Below are 16,202 nucleotides of genomic sequence, written 5' to 3' on the forward strand. Positions count from 1 at the left end.
GGCCTGGAGCGGTACACGCCCCTTCCGCCCAGCGCGTGGGAATCCGCCGTGGTGGGGGCGGTGGCGCGCCCTGTCGGCCGAGGTCTTCGGGCTACCGCCGTGCCCGAGACGCGGGATAGCGTGTACTCGCGAACCGAGCCCTTCGAGGAGGCAGTGGAGTGACAGCATCGACACATCCGGTCCCGGGAAGCCCCGGCCGGCTGCGCGAGGAGGAACGGCGTCTGACCGGTTTCGCCGCGGGCTCCGTGGTCCTTGGCGGCTTCGGTCGACTCGACGCCGACGGGCGGGTGGAGGACCGTCCCGTCGCCACCTGGATCACCGCGCGGATGACCCACGTGTTCTCCCTCGCCCACCTCCGTGGCGACGCGGACGCCACGCGGCCGGCCGACCACGGCGTGGCCTCGCTGGCGAACGGCCCCCTGCGTGACGCGGAGTCGGGTGGATGGTTCGACCAGGCCCCGGACACGACCAGCGCGAACGCATTTCGGGAGCGCTCCCACGAGCTTCCTCGCAAGTCCGCCTACGAGCACGCGTTCGTGGTCCTGGCCGCCTCCACCGCCACCGTCGCCGGCCGTCCCGGCGCCCGAGAACTGCTCGACGAGGCCCTGCGCGTGGTGGAGGAACGCTTCTGGGAGGAGTCGGCGGGCGCCGTCCTGGAGAGCTGGGACGGCGGGTGGACCACCACCGAGGAGTATCGGGGGGCCAACAGCAACATGCACATGGTCGAGGCCTTCCTCGCCGCGGCCGACGCCACCGGTGACGTCCTGTGGGTCCGTCGCGCGCTCTCGATCACCGAACGGCTGATCCACGGCGTGGCCGCCGCACACGACTGGCGTCTGCCCGAGCATTTCACCCCGGATTGGAAGCCCGTCCCGGACTACAACCGGGATCGGCCCGACCACCCCTTCCGCCCCTTCGGCAGCACCACCGGTCACCTGCTCGAATGGGCGCGGCTGCTGGTCCACTTGGAGCTCGCGCTCTCCCGGGCCGGCGAGCCCGTCCCCGGCTGGCTGCGCACCGACGCCGAGTCCCTGTTCGACCACGCCGTGCGACGCGGCTGGGCCGTGGACGGCGCCGACGGCTTCGTCTACACCCTCGACTGGCAGGACCGTCCGGTCGTGCGCGAGCGCATGCACTGGGTCGTGGCCGAGGCCGTGATGGCGGCTTGGGCCCTGGCCGAGCACACGGGCGAACCCTCCTACACCGACCTGTACGAGCGCTGGTGGGCCTACGCCGATCGGTACCACGTGGACCGTGCGCGCGGAAGCTGGCACCACGAGTTGGACCCCGACAACCGGCCCGTCTCGGGTGTGTGGTCGGGTAAGCCGGACGTCTATCACGCCTACCAGGCGACACTCCTGCCCCAGATCGGGCTGTCGACCTCCCTCGCGGCCGCGCTCGCGCCCGCCGACGCCCCCGTCCTCGGAGCGGACTCATGAGTACGCGCGAATCCCCGAACGACCGGACCTTCGTGACCGAACGGGCGGATGAGCGCGACGTCAGGCTCGTCGTGGTCGGTGAGAACGTCATGGACCTGCTGCCCACCGCCCACGGCGCGGACGTGTTGAAGGCGGCGCCCGGAGGAGGGCCGGCCAACACCGCGGTCGCGGCCGCACGGCTGGGCACGCCGACCCGGCTGCTCGCCCGGATCGGGTCGGACGGTTTCGGCGCGATGATCCGCGGGCGGTTGCTCTCCGAGGGGTTGGATCCGGCCGGTCTGCTGACCGCCGAGGAGCCGACGGCGTTGGCCCTGGCCACGCTCGCCCCGGACGGATCCGCCCGGTACGACTTCCGCATGGACGACGCCGCCGACTGGCGGTGGCGTCCGGAGGAGCTTCCCCGGCAGCTGGAACCGGGGGTGCGAGCCGTGCACGCCGCCTCGATCGCGCTGTTCCGTGAGCCGGGCGCCTCCCTGATCGAGGCGATGCTGCGTCGGGAGCACGAACGTGGAAGGGTCACGCTCACCCTGGACCCCAACATCCGACGGGACGTCATCGGTGATCACGACGCGGCCCGTGCGCTCGCCCTGCGACACGCGGCGCAGGCGCACCTGGTGAAGGCCAGCGACGAGGACCTGGCCTTCCTCTATCCGGACCTGTCCCCGGTGCGCGCGGCGCACGCCCTGGCCGCGTCGGGTCCGACGCTGGTGGTGGTGACCATGGGAGGCCAGGGCGCTCTCGCCGTCCTCCAGGGCATGGAGGTGTCGGTGGCCGCGCCGAGGGCGGAGGTGGCCGACACCGTGGGCGCGGGCGACTCCTTCATGGGCGCGTTGCTGAACTGGTTGGACCGTCACGACCTCGTGGGGGAGGAGCCGCGGGCCCGCCTGGCGGGGTTGGACCGGGCGGGTCTGACGGCCTTGGTGGAGTTCGCGGTCTCCGTGGCGGCGGTCACGGTGACCAGGGAGGGCGCCGACCCGCCCACCATGGAGGAACTGCTCGGAGAGGGAACACCGGGCCAGGTGTGATCACCTGCGGTGGTCCCGCCCCGGCGTCGCTTGTCCCCGATCACGGTGACGCCGGGGCGCCGTCGTCGTGGAGGAACGAGGGCGAGAGCCCTCCCCTTCTCCCGGTCGGACCTCCTCCAGACTCTTTTGGTGCCAAAAGTGGCAAAAAGTTCATGAAAGCTACTCTCTGACCTGTTTGTCGGAATCGCGGGTGCGTGGTCGCGCGTACGTTACGTCTTGATAACCGCCCCGAAGTCCGCTCCGGGGCTTCGGCGGGTGTTCTTCGTCACTCTCACGACGGCGGAATCGCAGGTGGGGCCGGGGGTTCGGTGTGATGAGCGCCTCGCGAAGACCTCCCGTGAGAGGCCCTCGGAGGCATCCGTACGGGCATCGGTGAAACGACCAGTGTGCCCGCCCGCACCTGCCGGAACGGGGCGCCCTGTGCCAATGTGGGGCACGTGGCTGGCAGGAACACCGAACCCCTCAGCGTCCGCCTCCGAGGTCGTGACACGGAGCAGCGGATCCTCGCCGATGCCCTGAAGCGGGCGAGGTCGCGTCAGGGTGCGTCCCTGCTCCTCTCCGGTGGTCCCGGGCGGGGCAAGACCGCCCTGTTGGAGCACCTGCGCGGCTCCGCAGGTGATTTCACCGTGTTCCACGCGGGTGGGATCACCGACGAGGCGGACCTGCCCTTCGCCGGGCTCCAACGTCTCCTTCGCCCCCTGGGCGAGCGGCTTCCCGACCTCACCGGCGGTACGGTCGCCGGCGCGGACCGCCTCGCCCTCTACACAGGGCTGCTCGAACTGCTCTCCGACACGGCCGCGGAGCGGCCCCTCCTGCTGTGCGTGGACGACGCCGATCGGTTCGACACCCCCTCCCTGGACGCGCTCGCCTTCCTCGCGCGGCGCCTCGTCGGCCTTCCCATCGCCGTCGTGTTCGCCGCGTGGGAGGGCTACGGCAAGCCCGCCGGCCCGCGACTGCCGGCGACGGCCTTCGAACCCACCCCGGACGCGCTCATCCCCGGCGTCGCCGAACACCTCCTGACCCCCCTGGAGGACCGGGCGGTCCACGACATCCTCACCGACAACGCGCCGGTGACCCTGCCCGCCGCCGTACGCTCGGCCCTGGTCCGCGCCTGCCACGGCAACCCCGCCGCCGTCCTCGGCTTCCTGCGCGGACTGTCCCGGGCCCAGCTCCTGGGCGAGGACCCCCTGCCCGAACCGCCGCGCCTGCCCGGCCGCCTGCGCGCCGGCCTCCTCGTCCCCCACCACCAACTGCCCGAACGGACCCGCCGCCTGCTCTTGCTCGCGGCGCTCAGCGACGGGGAGGCCCGCCTCCACCTGCTGCTGGAGGCCTTCGGAGAGTCGGACGTCACCGCCCTGGAACCGGCCGAGGAGCGCGGCCTGGTGCGGGTGGAGGGCGACACCGTCGTCTTCCCCGACCCGCTCGTCCGCGAGGCCATCGCCCAGGACGCGCCCGCGGGCCGTCTGCGCGCGGCCCACCGTGCCCTGGCCGGGGTGTACGACCCCGAGCACTCCCCCGTGGAGTTCGCACGCCACACCGCCGCGGGGACCAGCACCCCCGACGCCGAACTCTCCGACGCGGTCTCCGCCGCGGCCCACCGCGCCAAGCGGCTCGCGGGACGTCTCGCCGCCTCCCACGCCCACGAACGCGCCGCCGAACTGACGCCCGACCCCGACGAGCGTGCCTGTCGTCTGACCACCGCCTCCTACGAGGCCTACGCTGCCGGGGACTCCGACCGGGCCACCCGGCTCCTGGCCCGAGCCCGCCCCCTGGCGGTGTCCGACCGCCGCCGCGTGACCGCCGACTTCATCGACGCCCAGATCGTCATGCGCGGGGGCAACACCATGGACGTGGCCGAACGGCTCCTCACCGTCGGCCGGGAACTCATCGCGCACGACCGCTCGCTGGCCCTGCGCGCCCTGGTGCGTTCGGCCGACTCCGCCTCCCTGGCGGGCGACGTTCGCCTCTACGGCCAGGCCGCCGAACTCGCGCTCCCCCTGGTCGGCCCGGACGACCCCGCGCCCATGCGCCGGATCGCCGCCTATCTGGAGGGAAGCGCCGTCTCCTTCCGGGGCGAGTACGCCAACTCCATCCCCCTGCTGCGCGAGGCCACCGGGTTGGTCGACACCCCCACACCCTCCGAGCTGATCTGGGCGGGCGTCAGCGGCCTGTACCTGGGCGACGCGCCGTTCGTGCGCACGGCGACCTCACGGGCCGTCGAGGTCAGCCATCTGCGGGAGGAGCGGGCCACCATACCCGCGGCGCTCGGCTTCCTGGTCTTCTCCCAGTTCTGGAGCGGGCGTTTCCCCTCCGCCGCCGGGACCGCGCTCACCGGACTACGTGCCTCCCGGGAGAGCGGGCAGACCGTCTGGGCCATCCAGCACCTGGCCTCGTTGGCGATGATCGCCGCCATCCAGGGAGACGTGGACACCTGCCGTATCCGGGCCCGTGCGGTGGCCTCCCAAGCGGGGGAGAACAGCCTCGGCCTGGCCGCCGCCCTGGCGGCGTGGGCACTGGCCGTCCTGGAACTGTCCCGAGGCAACGCCGCCGAGGCGTTCTTCCGGCTGCGCGCCCTGGTGCACGCCGCCCCCGGGTACGGCCACCCCACCATGCGGCTGCTCACCGCTCCGCACTTCGTGGAGGCGGCGACCCGCATGGGCGAGATCGAGTGGGCGCGCACCTCCCTCGCCGGATACCGGCGCTGGGCCGAGTCCGTCGGCAGCCCCAGCACGCTCGCCCTGGCCGCCCGCGGCGCGGGCCTGCTGGCCAAGGGCGAGGAGGCGGCCGACCACTTCGAGACCGCCCTCGCCCTGCACCGGACCTGTGGTGACGACGACGTGGAACACGCCCGTACCCAGCTGTTGTTCGGTGCCCATCTGCGTCGGGCACGCCTCCCGGGGCGGGCCCGCGAACACCTGTACAACGCGCTGGAGTCCTTCGAGCGCTTCGGGGCACGGCTGTGGGCCAGGCAGACCCGCGCCGAGCTACGGGCGATCGGAACCGCCGAACGCGGCCCCGACCCCTCCTCCACCAGCGAGCTGACCGCGCAACAGCAGCAGATCGCCCGGCTGGTCGCCGAAGGGGCGACGAACCGGGAGGTGGCCGCCCACATGTTCATCAGTCCGCGTACGGTCGAGCACCACCTGCGCGGCATCTTCCGAAAGCTCAACATCAGGTCCCGCGTGGACCTGGCCCGCTTGTTCAACTGACCGGAAGAGGCCGAGACCGCGGTGGCGGACCGGCATCCCCTCATACCAACTGGTCGGTACGGATCCGTGAGAAAGGCAGTGATGACTAAGACCGCAACGGAGCACCTCCTGAGAGCGGACGGAGTGACCGTGCGCTTCGGAGGTCTCACCGCGCTCGACGACGTCGGTCTCCAGGTCGCGCCCGGGTCCGTCGTCGGACTCATCGGTCCGAACGGCGCGGGCAAGACCACCCTGTTCAACGTGCTGTCCGGCGTCCTGCGCCCCACCGCGGGCACCATCACCTGGAAGGGCTCGCCCCCGCCCGGTCGCCGCACCCACCATCTCGCCCGTGCCGGCATCGCACGGACCTTCCAGGGCCTCAACCTGTTCCCGATGATGACGGTCCTGGACAACGTCGTCGCCGGAGCCGACCGCCTCGCCAGAGGAGGCGCCCTGTCCCTGATCTCGGGGCTGGGCCGACACCACCGCGACGAACGTGAACTGCGCGACCGGGCCCTGGCCTGTCTGGAACGCTTCGGAGTGGCCGAGTACGCCCACCGCCTGCCGGGAACCCTGCCCTACGGCGTGCAGAAACAGGTCGCCCTCGCCCGCGCCTGCGTCAGCGAACCCGAACTCCTCCTGCTCGACGAACCCGCCAGTGGCCTGTCCGGCAACCAGATCGACGCGCTCGCCGACCAGATCCGCGGCTTCAGCCAGAACATGGCCGTCGTCCTCGTCGAACACCACATGGACCTGGTCATGCGGGTCTGCGACCACATCGTCGTCCTCAACTTCGGCCGGGTCATCTCCACGGGGACCCCCGAAGAGGTCCAGGCCGACCCCGCCGTCACCCAGGCCTACCTCGGAACGTCCGCCGACGCGAACGACGACACGAACGGCGACGCGAACGGAGCCGCCCGATGACCGACCGACCGATCCTGTCCGTCGAGGAGCTCAGCGCCTCCTACGGTGCCGTCCGCGCACTGGACCGCGTGTCCCTGACCGTCCCCGCCGGTGGTCTGTGCGCCGTCCTGGGCGCCAACGGTGCGGGCAAGACCACCCTGTTGCGCACGCTCACCGGACTCCACCCCGCCGCGTCCGGTCGCGTCCTGCTCGAGGGCGAGGACATCACCCGCCTGCCCGCGGAGAAGGTCATCACCAGGGGTCTGGCCCACGTCCCCGAGGGCGGCGGCGTCATCGTCGAGCTGACGGTCGAGGAGAACCTGCGCCTGGGCGGGCTGTGGCGTTCCGACCGCCGTGGCAAGGCGGCCATGGACGAGGTCCTTGAGCTCTTCCCGCCCCTGGTCGAGCGGCGGCGCAAGTCCGCCAGCACCCTCTCCGGCGGTGAACGCCAGATGCTCGCCATCGGTCGCGCCCTGATGGCCAGGCCCAAGGTGCTGCTACTGGACGAGCCCTCCCTCGGACTGGCGCCCCTGATCACCAAGCAGATCTTCGCCCTGTTGAGCGATCTGCGCGAACGCACCGGACTCACCGTCGTCCTGGTCGAGCAGAACGCCGCCGGTGCGCTCTCGGTCAGCGAGACCGGGTTCGTCCTCAACCAGGGCCGGGTCGTAGCGGAGGGCGCCTCCTCCGACCTCCTCGCCGACGACCGCACGCGCCACGCCTACCTGGGCTTTTAGAGGAGTCCCTCCATGACCCACTTCATCAACCTGACCCTCAACGGGTTGTCGACCGGGGCGATCTACGCCGCGCTGGCGCTGTCCCTGGTCATCATCTATCAGGCCACCCGCCTGGTGAACTTCGCCCAGCCCGCGCTCGCCCTGGTGGCGGTCTACACCGCCTACAGCGTCACCCAGTTCACCGGTTCCTACTGGCTCGGTTTCGCCGCCGCCCTCACCGTGGGTCTGGCCATCGGAGCCCTCGTCGAACGGGTCGTCATCAGGCCCATCGCGCGCGTCTCCCAGCTCAACGCCATCATCGTCACCCTGGGCCTCCTGCTGGTCATCCAGGGGCTGGTCGGCGTCGTCTGGGGCAACGGCCAGCATGGTTTCGGATACGCCTTCAGCTACGTCGGTCGCTTCTCGCCGGCCAACGCCTTCGCCCTGATCGCGGTCGCGGTCGTGGCCCTGCTGGTGTTCGCCCTGTACCGGTTCACGCCTTTGGGCCTGCGCATGCGGGCTGCGGCCTTCCACCCCGAGTCGGCCCGGCTCAGCGGTGTGAAGGTCGGTCTGATGCTCACGGCCGGATGGGCGATCGCCTCCTTCATCGGCGCTCTCGCCGGCATGCTCGCCGGACCGCCGTTCATCTCCCCGAACGTCTTCGACGTGGTGTTCGTCTACGGCATCACCGCAGCCGTCATCGGAGGCCTGGACAATCCGTTCGGCGCGGTCCTGGGCGGTCTGCTCATCGGCCTCGGCATGTCCTACGTGTCCGGTTACGCCGGGCCCGAACTGGCGACCCTCGCCGCCCTCGTCATCGTCGTCGTGGTGCTGAGCGTGCGCCCCGACGGCATCCTGTCCCGCCCGACCGCGCGGAAGGTGTAGCCGATGTCCTCACCCACCCAACAGCGCGCGGAGCGCGCCTCCACCCCCGCGGCCACCGGTCCGCGCGTGTCCTCCACCGGCGGACGGCGTTCGCTGCCCCTGCCCCTGCGCCACCTGCTGTTCGCGGGCCTCGGCCTGGCCGTCGTCACCGCGCTGCTGTTCGTCACCGGTGACCTCACCGCGCTGCGCCTGGCGGCCGTCGGCTACACCATGCTGGCCGTGGCGGGGTTGCAACTGCTCGTCGGCGGCAGCGGTCAGGTCTCCCTCGGCCACGGCGCGTTCATGATGATCGGCGCCTACACCATGGCGTTGCTCGTGCTGCACCAGCCGATGTTCCCCCTCGCGGTGAACATGCTGATCATCGTGGCGGTGTCCGTGGTCGCCGGCATCGCCGTCGGCTCCGCCACCGCCCGTCTGCACGGCCCCTACCTCGCGGGCGCCACCCTCATCCTCGCGGTGGGCCTGCCCGGACTGACCCACCGCTACCACGAGTTCCTCGGCGGCAGCAACGGCCTCAACATCCGTACCGCGGGCGCCCCGCCCTTCCTCCAGGGCCTCTTCACCAACAGCGAGTGGAAGGCCCTGGTCGTGTGGACCGCCGTGGTCCTCGGACTCGCCGTGCTGGCCACCATCTCAGCCGGCCGCCTGGGCCGCCGTATGCGGGCCATCCGCGACGACGAGACCGCCGCCGCCATGGCCGGAATCCCGGTCGGCAAGACCAAGGTGGTCGCGTTCGTCATCGCCTCGGCGGCCGGAGGGCTGGCCGGAGGCCTCCAAGCCTACGTGCTCGGCACGGTCACCCCGAGCAGCTTCACGCTCGCCCTGTCCCTGACACTGCTCGCGGCCCTGGTCCTCGGCGGTATCGGCAGCCTGTGGGGCTCGTTGTGGGCCGCCGTCTCGATCGTCTACCTGCAGATCTGGATCTCCGACCTGGCCCGACCCCTGAGCATGAGCCGCGACGCCGAGAACAACCTTCCGATCGTCATCTTCGGCATCGTCCTCATCCTCGTCCTGCGCTTTTGGCCTCTGGGCGTCCACGGTGCGCTACAGCGCCTGGCCGCCCGCGTCAGGTCCGCCAAGTCCCGCTGAACAAAGACCCGCTCACCGCTTCCCCCAACCAAGGAGAGATCACCATGCGAAACCGCAGTGGAACCCGGGCCGCACTGGCGGCGACCCTGGCCCTGACCATGCTGGCCACCGCGTGCGGTGGCGCCGGCGAGGTCACCGAAGGGTCGGCGACCGACCTGGACGTCTCCACCGGGGTCACCGACGACAGCATCGTCATCGGCACCCACCAGCCCCTGACCGGCCCGGCCGCCGCCGGGTACATGGCGGTCTCCCAGGGGGCGAGCGCCGTGTTCGACTACGTCAACGCCCAGGGTGGAATCAACGGGCGCGAGATCGACTACCGGGTGGAGGACGACGGCTACGACCCCTCCAAGACGATCGACGTGACCCGCAAGCTCGTCATCGAGGACGAGATCTTCGCGATGGTGGGCGGCCTGGGCACGCCCACGCACACCGGCGTGCTCGACTACCTCAACGACGAGGGAGTGCCCGACATCTTCCCGTCCTCGGGCGCCCTGGCCTGGAACAACCCCGAGGAACACCCGCTGACCTACGGTTGGCAGACCGACTACACCAAGGAAGCGAAGATCCAGGGCGAGTACATCGCCGAGAACTTCCCCGGACAGGCCGTCGGCTACCTGTACCAGAACGACGACATCGGTGAGGACTCCCAGGCCGGACTCGACCAGTACCTCGCCGAGGAGGTCGTGGCCCGCGAACACTACGAGTCCGAGGTCACCGACCTCAGCGCGCAGATCGCCGAGTTCGAGCGCACCGAGGCCGAGGTCGTCGTGTGCTCCTGCATCCCGGCGTTCGTCGCGCTCGGCATGCTGGAGGCGGCCCGTATCGGCTACGAGCCGCAGTGGGTGGTCTCCAGCATCGGAGGCGACACCGCGACCCTTCGGGCACTGCTTTCCCAGTTCACGGAGGGCACCGACGCCGAGGACGTTCCCGCCGACGCCTTCCTCGAAGGAATGCTCATCACGAGCTACATGCCCCGGGTGGAGGACGAGAACGACGAGTGGGCCCAGCTCTTCGTCGAGATCTACGAGGAGTACGGCGAGGACACTCCCATCACCAACACCCACGTCTTCGGTATGACCCAGGCCGTCATGTTCGCGCAGGCCCTGAAGGCGGCCGGTGAGGACCTCACCCGCCAGGCGCTGATCGACACCATGGAGTCCATGGAGTGGCAGGGCCCCAGCCCCGTCCCCTTCTCCTCCGCGGACGGCGACCACGGCGGCCACCAGGGCGTGTACGTCCTGGAGTACCAGGCGGGCGGCGACATCGAGATCATCCAGGACACGCGGGTGACCGACCGTGAGGGCGGCCCCAACGAGGAGATCGACTTCGAGGCCCTCAGCCCGGACGAGCTGGTCTTCCACGACTGACCTGTCATGATCTTCTGATCACGCACCGACGACCCCGGGGCTTTCCGCCTCGGGGTCGTTTCGTGTGCGAGGGCGCCTTGTCCGTGGAGAGGGCGGTGGTGAGGGTCCCGCCCACGTCGGTCCCGCACGCCAGACCGGTGGTCGACCGGACGAGCGGACCTCAGCCCGCGGTCTTCAGGAGCGGCGCGTCCTGCGTGAACTTCCGGAAACCGACGCCGTAGTACAGACCGCGCGCCTCGGGATGTCCCGGTGCGCCCAAGGAGGCGACCGTCATGTGGGTGGCCCCGGCCGCCCGCGCCAGACGCATCCCGTGCAGGAGCAACGCCCTCGCCAATCCCCGGCGCCGGTGGTCCGGGTGCGTGCCGACCGGTTCGAACTCGGCGGTCCTGTTGACCTCGTCGAGCCACATGATCGCCGAGGACGCCATCGTTCCGTCCGGCGCCTCCACCAGGACGTGCAGGTCGCCGCGGTACCCCGGCGCCCGTCGGACGCCCTGGTAGCCCTCGACCGTGTACGACGAAGGGGACCAGGCGTCCAGGTGGGCCTGGACCACGGCCTCCGGTTCGACCTCGTCGGCGTCGCGGAACCGGAACCCGTCGGGGAGCGACGGCCGTTCCACGTCGATGAGGTCGCGCTCGTTGAGCTGGGTCCAGGACCCGGTGTCGCCGAGCGCGGCCGGGTCGGTCCCGTAGCCGTGCGCCGCCCAGCGCTCCAGGGCGAACTCGTCGGAGGCGCTGGGCCGCACCGTACGGTCGGCGTCCGCCGCCGTGGCGTCGTACCAGTCGATCACCTCGTCGACCAGCTCGGCGTGGTCGGGATGGACCTGATAGGCCAGGTAGGCACGGGTGACGTCCCTCACCGACCCGTCGTTCATCCTCACCCGCCGTGGAAGCTGCGCCCAACCCCACGCCACCAGGTCCCCGCCGGAGAACCACAGCCGGCATGGCCAGGTCGCGTGGTCGGTGGCGTGTCCCCTGCCCCAGTTCCAGGCCAGCTCGCCGAACGAGGAGTCGCTGTTGATCAGGTCCGGTCGGACGGCGGTGACACGCTGTGCCAGGCCCTGCATGAGTCGTAGATCCGCGGCGTTCACATATCGGGGGGTCGTCATGGTGCACCACTGTGACAGGGCGCCGGGAAGCCGTCGAGTCGTTTTCGGGGCGCGGGTCACGGTGGAAGGCACGAAGGGCGGCGGCCCGGAGGGAGATCCTCCGGGCCGCCGCTGGGGGGGAATCGCCCCGGTCGCACGGAATACTCCGTGCGACCGGGGGCGGACACGGGCTCGGGCCCCCTAGTGCGGGCAAGAGTCCCGGTAGTCGGAGAAGTCCGTGCCGAAGCCGGTCCTGGGCGCCGGGCAGAGGAACTGCGTGTAACGCTCGTCCTCGTCCACGAAGCGCTTCAGCCAGGAGATGCTGTACTTGGCGATGGTCGAGTTGGAGACGTTGGGAGCGAAGTGGCTCGCGCCGCGCAGCTCCACGTAGGCGCGGTCCAGGTTGCTGTCCAGGCTCTCGTAGAACGGGATGGAGTGCAGACGCACGGAGGCGGTCACGTCGTCCTCGGCGCCGATGATCATGGTCGGAACCTGCACGTTCGACCAGCGCTTCTGGGTGTGCCAGGGCGTCAGCGGGATGGCGGCCTTCAGCTCGGGACGGCTGTTGGCCGCGGCGAGCGTTCCGCCGCCTCCCATCGAGTGACCCATCACGGCCATGCGGTCGCCGTCCACCCGGTCGGCGACACGGCTGTCGTTGGCCAGGTAGTCCAGGGCGGCCTCGATCTGGCGGCCCCGGCTGTTGGGCTGGTCCACACGGGTGATGGTGTCGATGGTGAAGACCACGAAGCCCTGCGAGGCGAAGCGGTGGCCCATCCACGACATCGAGGAGGAGCTGGCCGTGTAGCCCGGGGCGATGACCACGCCGCCGAACGTTCCTTGGCTCCTGTCGGTGGGGTAGTAGATGGTTCCGCCGCCGAAGCCGCGCACCAGCGACGACACGTTGACGCTGTCGGTGTCGAAGTGGCCGCGGGTGGCGGTGACGCTCCGCTCGGTCGGTGCCGGGCCGCGCTCATAGGGGTTGGAGGCGTGTGCGGGGGCGACGACACCGCCGGTGACGCCCGCCACGAGCGCCAGGGTCATCGCCGCGCGGGAGGCGAAGCGTGTCACCCGTGCGCGCAGACTCGGGCGAGGGCTTTCGGTTTCGGGGGAAAGGGGGTATGTTCGCACGCCTTTTTCCTTTTCTCGTGCAGCGGGAATCCACGCGCCTTTCAGGCGGCGCGGACTGGGTTCTCCCCGGGGGGGAAGCCGACCTTCCATACCTCAGGGGTCCAGGTATGGAGACCGACAGGAGGTCACCCGGGCTCTCGCGGACAGAGAGTGAAAAGGGACCGGGTACCAGAAGTCATATTCCCTTCACTCGTGGGTTAACTATGGTGTCGCTTCGATGAATGTGCATCCGTTGAACCACCAGTGGTGGTGCGGCGAAGTACGTGCGGGTGTTATAGGACAGGGCCACGCGGTGTTTTCGGTCTTGTCCGCTTGGGCAGGCGGACCTTGTAGGCGCATGACGAGGGAGTGAGGACCATGCCCGGTGCGGACGAACTTCCGTCGACGCTCCAGAGGTCTCCGAAAAAGGCCCAGCGCACCTGGATCAAGGCGCACGACTCGGCGGTGGAGCAGTACGGCGAGGGTGAACGCGCACACCGCGTGGCGTTCGCCGCGCTCAAGCACGAGTTCGAGAAGAAGGGCGACCACTGGGTGCCCAAGCAGCGCTCGGGCCCCTCGGACGAGCAGGCGTCCAACCCCCGGGCGGGCAGGGGCGAGGACAAGAAGACCGCGGGGGGAGTGGACGCCAACGCCTCCAAGGAGCACCTCTACCAGAGGGCCCGAGAACTCGGCGTCCAGGGGCGCTCGTCCATGAACAAGGACGAACTCGTGGAGGCGCTGCGCAAGGAGAACGACCGGCGCACCGCCAGGGCCCGCTCGTCCTGACACACCCTGGCGAAGAAGGAGGGGCGGGACCGGTCCGACCGGTCCCGCCCCTCCTACGGTGTCCGACGAACCTCAGCTGGCCTGGATCTCCCCGCCGACCGGGGCCAGGGTCTCCCCGGTGTAGTACGAGGACAGGAGCCCGCTGGCGAAGAACACGTACGAGGGCGCGATCTCGTCCGGATCGGCCGCCCTGCCCATCGGCGCCTGCTGACCGAAACCCTCCGCGCCCTTCTCTCCCAAAGTGGAGGGGATGAGCGGTGTCCACACCGGCCCCGGCGCCACGCAGTTGACCCGGATACCCCGGTCCATGAGCGTCTGGGCCAGAGAGTTCGACAGATTCATCACCGCCGCCTTGCTCGACGCGTAGTCGATCAGCGACTTGTTGCCGCGCAGGCCGTTGATCGACCCCGTGATGATGATCGAACCCCCCTCGGGGATGTGCGGCAACGCCTCGCGAACGGTCCAGAACACCCCCATCACGTTGACGTCGAACGTGCGGCGCAACTGCTCGGTGCTCAACTCCGAGAAGTCGTCCACCGGAGCCTGGGTCGCGGCGTGTTCGACCAGGATGTCGATCCCGCCCAGTTCGTCCACGGCACGACGGACCAGTTCGGAACAGAAGGACTCGTCGGCCAGGTCCCCGCGCACGCTCACGGCCTTACGTCCCTGCTCCCGCACCAGGTCCACGGTGTGCCGGGCGTCGTCGTCCTCGCTGAGGTAGCCGAAGACCACGTCGGCCCCCTCCTTGGCGAAGGCCACCGCCACGGCGCGGCCGATCCCCGAGTCGCCACCGGTGATCAGCGCCCGTTTCCCCTCCAACAGGCCACGTCCCTCGTAGTCGCGCATCTCGTCCCGGGGCCGCGGCTCCATGGGTTCGGTACGACCCGGGTGCGGCTGGCTCTGGGCCGGGGGCGGAGTCTCGGGCATGTCGCCTCCTCGCTCGTCGGTCTCCTGGCCTGCTCGCACCTACCCGCTTCGCCGTGTCCGACTCCCCTCGGTGTGCGCGGCGGATCTCCTTCGCACTGGCGCGGTGAACACCGACCCAAATGGGAGTCAACGGTGTTTGTCCGCGTTCCGCCTCGGTCAGTGGCACGGAAGGCAGGGGCACTCCGGCGCGGAGCCCGTCGACCGACGGAAGTGATGAGGGAGAGCGGACGTCATGAAGGTCGGTTTCAAGCTGTTCGCCGAGGCCTTCGGGCCCAGAGAACTGGTGGACCAGGCCATCCGCGCCGAGCAGGCGGGGTTCGACTTCGTGGAGATCAGCGACCACTTCCATCCGTGGTTGTACAGCCACGGACATTCCCCCTTCGTGTGGTCGGTGCTGGGTTCCATCGCCGAGCGCACCGATCACATCGGGTTGGTCACGGGCGTCACCTGCCCGACCATCCGCGTGCATCCGGCGATCGTCGCGCAGGCCGCGGCCACCACCGCCCTGCTGTCGGAGGGGAGGTTCACGCTGGGGGTGGGCTCGGGCGAACGCCTCAACGAACACGTGGTCGGCAAGGGGTGGCCCAACGCGGCCAGGCGCCACGAGATGTTGCGCGAGGCGATCCAGATCATCCGTCTTCTGTGGTCGGGCGGCTACCACTCCTACGACGGCAGGTACCTGACCCTGGAGGACGCCCAGGTGTTCGACCTGCCGGAGGAGTCGCCGCGGATCATCGTGGCCGCGGGCGGCGAGCAGGCCGCACTGCTCGCGGCGGAGGAGGGCGACGGTCTGTTCTGCACCGAGCCCAGCAAGGCGCTCACCCGGGTCTACCAGGACACCGGGGGCCATGGTCCGCGTTACGCGGAGGTGCCCCTGGCCTGGGCCACCAACGAGGGGGACGCCATGGACTCGGCGCGTGAGCTGTTCCGCTTCGCCCTGACCGGATGGAAGGTGCAGTCCGAGCTGCCCAACCCGATCAACTTCGAGGCCGCCACCGCGCTGATCAGCAGGGACGCGATGCGCGACGTGTTCGCGTGCGGCCCGGACCCGGACAAGCACATGCAGGTGGTGCGCGACTTCGCCGCCGCGGGGTTCGACCACCTGTGCCTGATCAACGCCGGCCCCGACCCCGAGGGGTTCTTCGACTTCTTCGAACGGGAGCTGTCGGGAATGATGCGCACGATGGGAAGGCCCGGCTGAGCACCCCCCGAGGCCCCGTGCGTGGGCGGTCCGGCCCATGCGACACGGTCGTCGGTGACCGGCAAGGCCCGGGGACCGCGCACGAACGGTGACGGCACCCGGCGCAGATCCTCGGGGGCACGGCCGGGTCACGGTGGGCGGAGTGAGAACCGATGAGGAGGGCGTCGCCCACCCGGATACGGGTGCCCGCGAGGGGAACCCGGCGGGGACAAGGGGATGAAACCCCGGTCGTGGCATTGCAGGAGCGTCGTTGCTCCGCTTTCAACGGCTCAGAGAAATTCCTTTTCCCGGGCTCTTCGCGAAGGGCGACAACACTTCGGAGAATACAAAAAGAATATATGCGTCACATGAGTGCGAACCTGCGTGTACAGGGGGTTCAGGGCCTCATCGACGCCGCTGCGCGGACCGAGTATGCCACGGGGGAACGACATTCGCGTCACCCCATGGAGCGTGCGTCACGGTGTTCGAGAAGGCTCCTG

General features: G+C 70.2%; 13 protein-coding genes. 10 read left to right on the forward strand and 3 right to left on the reverse strand.

All coding sequences use genetic code 11. The features are described 5' to 3' along the window. Window positions 1-158: 158 nt before the first annotated feature. From PFX91_RS02795 to PFX91_RS02830, 8 genes are all read left to right on the forward strand, one after another. Window positions 159-1,439, forward strand: a complete 1,281-nt coding sequence (locus PFX91_RS02795) for an AGE family epimerase/isomerase (protein ID WP_285729164.1) — start codon at window positions 159-161, stop codon at window positions 1,437-1,439. Continuing rightward, the gene (locus tag PFX91_RS02800) at window positions 1,436-2,464 is read left to right on the forward strand and encodes a carbohydrate kinase family protein (RefSeq protein WP_285729165.1); all 1,029 of its coding nucleotides are present in this window, start codon (window positions 1,436-1,438) and stop codon (window positions 2,462-2,464) included. Before PFX91_RS02795 ends, PFX91_RS02800 begins: the two co-directional genes overlap by 4 nt. A 386-nt stretch (window positions 2,465-2,850) precedes the next feature. Next, complete coding sequence (locus PFX91_RS02805; RefSeq protein WP_502888237.1) at window positions 2,851-5,673, forward strand: helix-turn-helix transcriptional regulator; 2,823 nt, start codon at window positions 2,851-2,853, stop codon at window positions 5,671-5,673. 81 nt (window positions 5,674-5,754) lie between these two features. Then, entirely contained in the window at window positions 5,755-6,576 is an 822-nt protein-coding gene (locus tag PFX91_RS02810; RefSeq protein WP_285729169.1) for an ABC transporter ATP-binding protein, read from the forward strand. Then, complete coding sequence (locus PFX91_RS02815) at window positions 6,573-7,292, forward strand: ABC transporter ATP-binding protein (RefSeq protein ID WP_285729171.1); 720 nt, start codon at window positions 6,573-6,575, stop codon at window positions 7,290-7,292. Before PFX91_RS02810 ends, PFX91_RS02815 begins: the two co-directional genes overlap by 4 nt. Window positions 7,293-7,304: 12 nt before the next feature. After that, window positions 7,305-8,156, forward strand: a complete 852-nt coding sequence (locus tag PFX91_RS02820) for a branched-chain amino acid ABC transporter permease (RefSeq protein WP_285729172.1) — start codon at window positions 7,305-7,307, stop codon at window positions 8,154-8,156. Between the two features lie 3 nt (window positions 8,157-8,159). Continuing rightward, a complete protein-coding gene (locus PFX91_RS02825; protein ID WP_285729173.1) occupies window positions 8,160-9,245 on the forward strand; it encodes a branched-chain amino acid ABC transporter permease in 1,086 nt (361 codons plus the stop codon). Window positions 9,246-9,289: 44 nt separating this feature from the next. Then, complete coding sequence (locus PFX91_RS02830; RefSeq protein WP_285729174.1) at window positions 9,290-10,615, forward strand: ABC transporter substrate-binding protein; 1,326 nt, start codon at window positions 9,290-9,292, stop codon at window positions 10,613-10,615. Between the two features lie 160 nt (window positions 10,616-10,775). On the opposite strand, the gene PFX91_RS02835 is transcribed toward PFX91_RS02830, so the two are convergent. Together PFX91_RS02835 and PFX91_RS02840 are read right to left on the reverse strand one after the other, a co-directional pair. Further along, window positions 10,776-11,723 carry a GNAT family N-acetyltransferase gene (locus PFX91_RS02835; RefSeq protein ID WP_285729175.1) on the reverse strand — a complete coding sequence of 316 codons (948 nt, stop codon included), beginning with the start codon at window positions 11,721-11,723 and terminating at the stop codon, window positions 10,776-10,778. 180 nt (window positions 11,724-11,903) lie between these two features. Beyond that, the gene (locus PFX91_RS02840; RefSeq protein WP_285729176.1) at window positions 11,904-12,830 is read right to left on the reverse strand and encodes an alpha/beta hydrolase family protein; all 927 of its coding nucleotides are present in this window, start codon (window positions 12,828-12,830) and stop codon (window positions 11,904-11,906) included. A 357-nt stretch (window positions 12,831-13,187) separates the two neighbouring features. Between PFX91_RS02840 and PFX91_RS02845 the strand changes: the two genes are divergently transcribed. After that, window positions 13,188-13,595 (forward strand): ChaB family protein, encoded by a 408-nt coding sequence (locus tag PFX91_RS02845; RefSeq protein WP_285729178.1) that lies wholly within the window; start codon window positions 13,188-13,190, stop codon window positions 13,593-13,595. Window positions 13,596-13,667: 72 nt separating this feature from the next. Here PFX91_RS02845 and PFX91_RS02850 read toward each other — a convergent pair whose 3' ends face one another. Further along, complete coding sequence (locus tag PFX91_RS02850; protein ID WP_285729180.1) at window positions 13,668-14,522, reverse strand: SDR family oxidoreductase; 855 nt, start codon at window positions 14,520-14,522, stop codon at window positions 13,668-13,670. Between the two features lie 232 nt (window positions 14,523-14,754). Here PFX91_RS02850 and PFX91_RS02855 point away from each other — a divergent pair, with 232 nt between their 5' ends. Continuing rightward, window positions 14,755-15,723: a TIGR03557 family F420-dependent LLM class oxidoreductase gene (locus PFX91_RS02855; protein WP_285729181.1), complete on the forward strand. Its 969-nt coding sequence runs from the start codon at window positions 14,755-14,757 to the stop codon at window positions 15,721-15,723. The last annotated feature ends 479 nt before the right edge of the window (window positions 15,724-16,202 follow it).

Origin of the sequence: Nocardiopsis sp. ATB16-24 (assembly GCF_030271535.1) — a bacterium.
In the GTDB taxonomy this organism is placed as follows: domain Bacteria; phylum Actinomycetota; class Actinomycetes; order Streptosporangiales; family Streptosporangiaceae; genus Nocardiopsis.

What these genes read in the sequence shown, in the direction of transcription:
- PFX91_RS02800 (WP_285729165.1), top strand. Translation starts at nt 1,436, where the DNA reads ATGAGTACGCGCGAATCCCCGAACGACCGGACCTTCGTGACCGAACGG.
- PFX91_RS02810 (WP_285729169.1), top strand. Translation starts at nt 5,755, where the DNA reads ATGACTAAGACCGCAACGGAGCACCTCCTGAGAGCGGACGGAGTGACC.
- PFX91_RS02815 (WP_285729171.1), top strand. Translation starts at nt 6,573, where the DNA reads ATGACCGACCGACCGATCCTGTCCGTCGAGGAGCTCAGCGCCTCCTAC.
- PFX91_RS02820 (WP_285729172.1), top strand. Translation starts at nt 7,305, where the DNA reads ATGACCCACTTCATCAACCTGACCCTCAACGGGTTGTCGACCGGGGCG.
- PFX91_RS02825 (WP_285729173.1), top strand. Translation starts at nt 8,160, where the DNA reads ATGTCCTCACCCACCCAACAGCGCGCGGAGCGCGCCTCCACCCCCGCG.
- PFX91_RS02830 (WP_285729174.1), top strand. Translation starts at nt 9,290, where the DNA reads ATGCGAAACCGCAGTGGAACCCGGGCCGCACTGGCGGCGACCCTGGCC.
- PFX91_RS02835 (WP_285729175.1), bottom strand. Translation starts at nt 11,723, where the DNA reads ATGACGACCCCCCGATATGTGAACGCCGCGGATCTACGACTCATGCAG.
- PFX91_RS02845 (WP_285729178.1), top strand. Translation starts at nt 13,188, where the DNA reads ATGCCCGGTGCGGACGAACTTCCGTCGACGCTCCAGAGGTCTCCGAAA.
- PFX91_RS02850 (WP_285729180.1), bottom strand. Translation starts at nt 14,522, where the DNA reads ATGCCCGAGACTCCGCCCCCGGCCCAGAGCCAGCCGCACCCGGGTCGT.
- PFX91_RS02855 (WP_285729181.1), top strand. Translation starts at nt 14,755, where the DNA reads ATGAAGGTCGGTTTCAAGCTGTTCGCCGAGGCCTTCGGGCCCAGAGAA.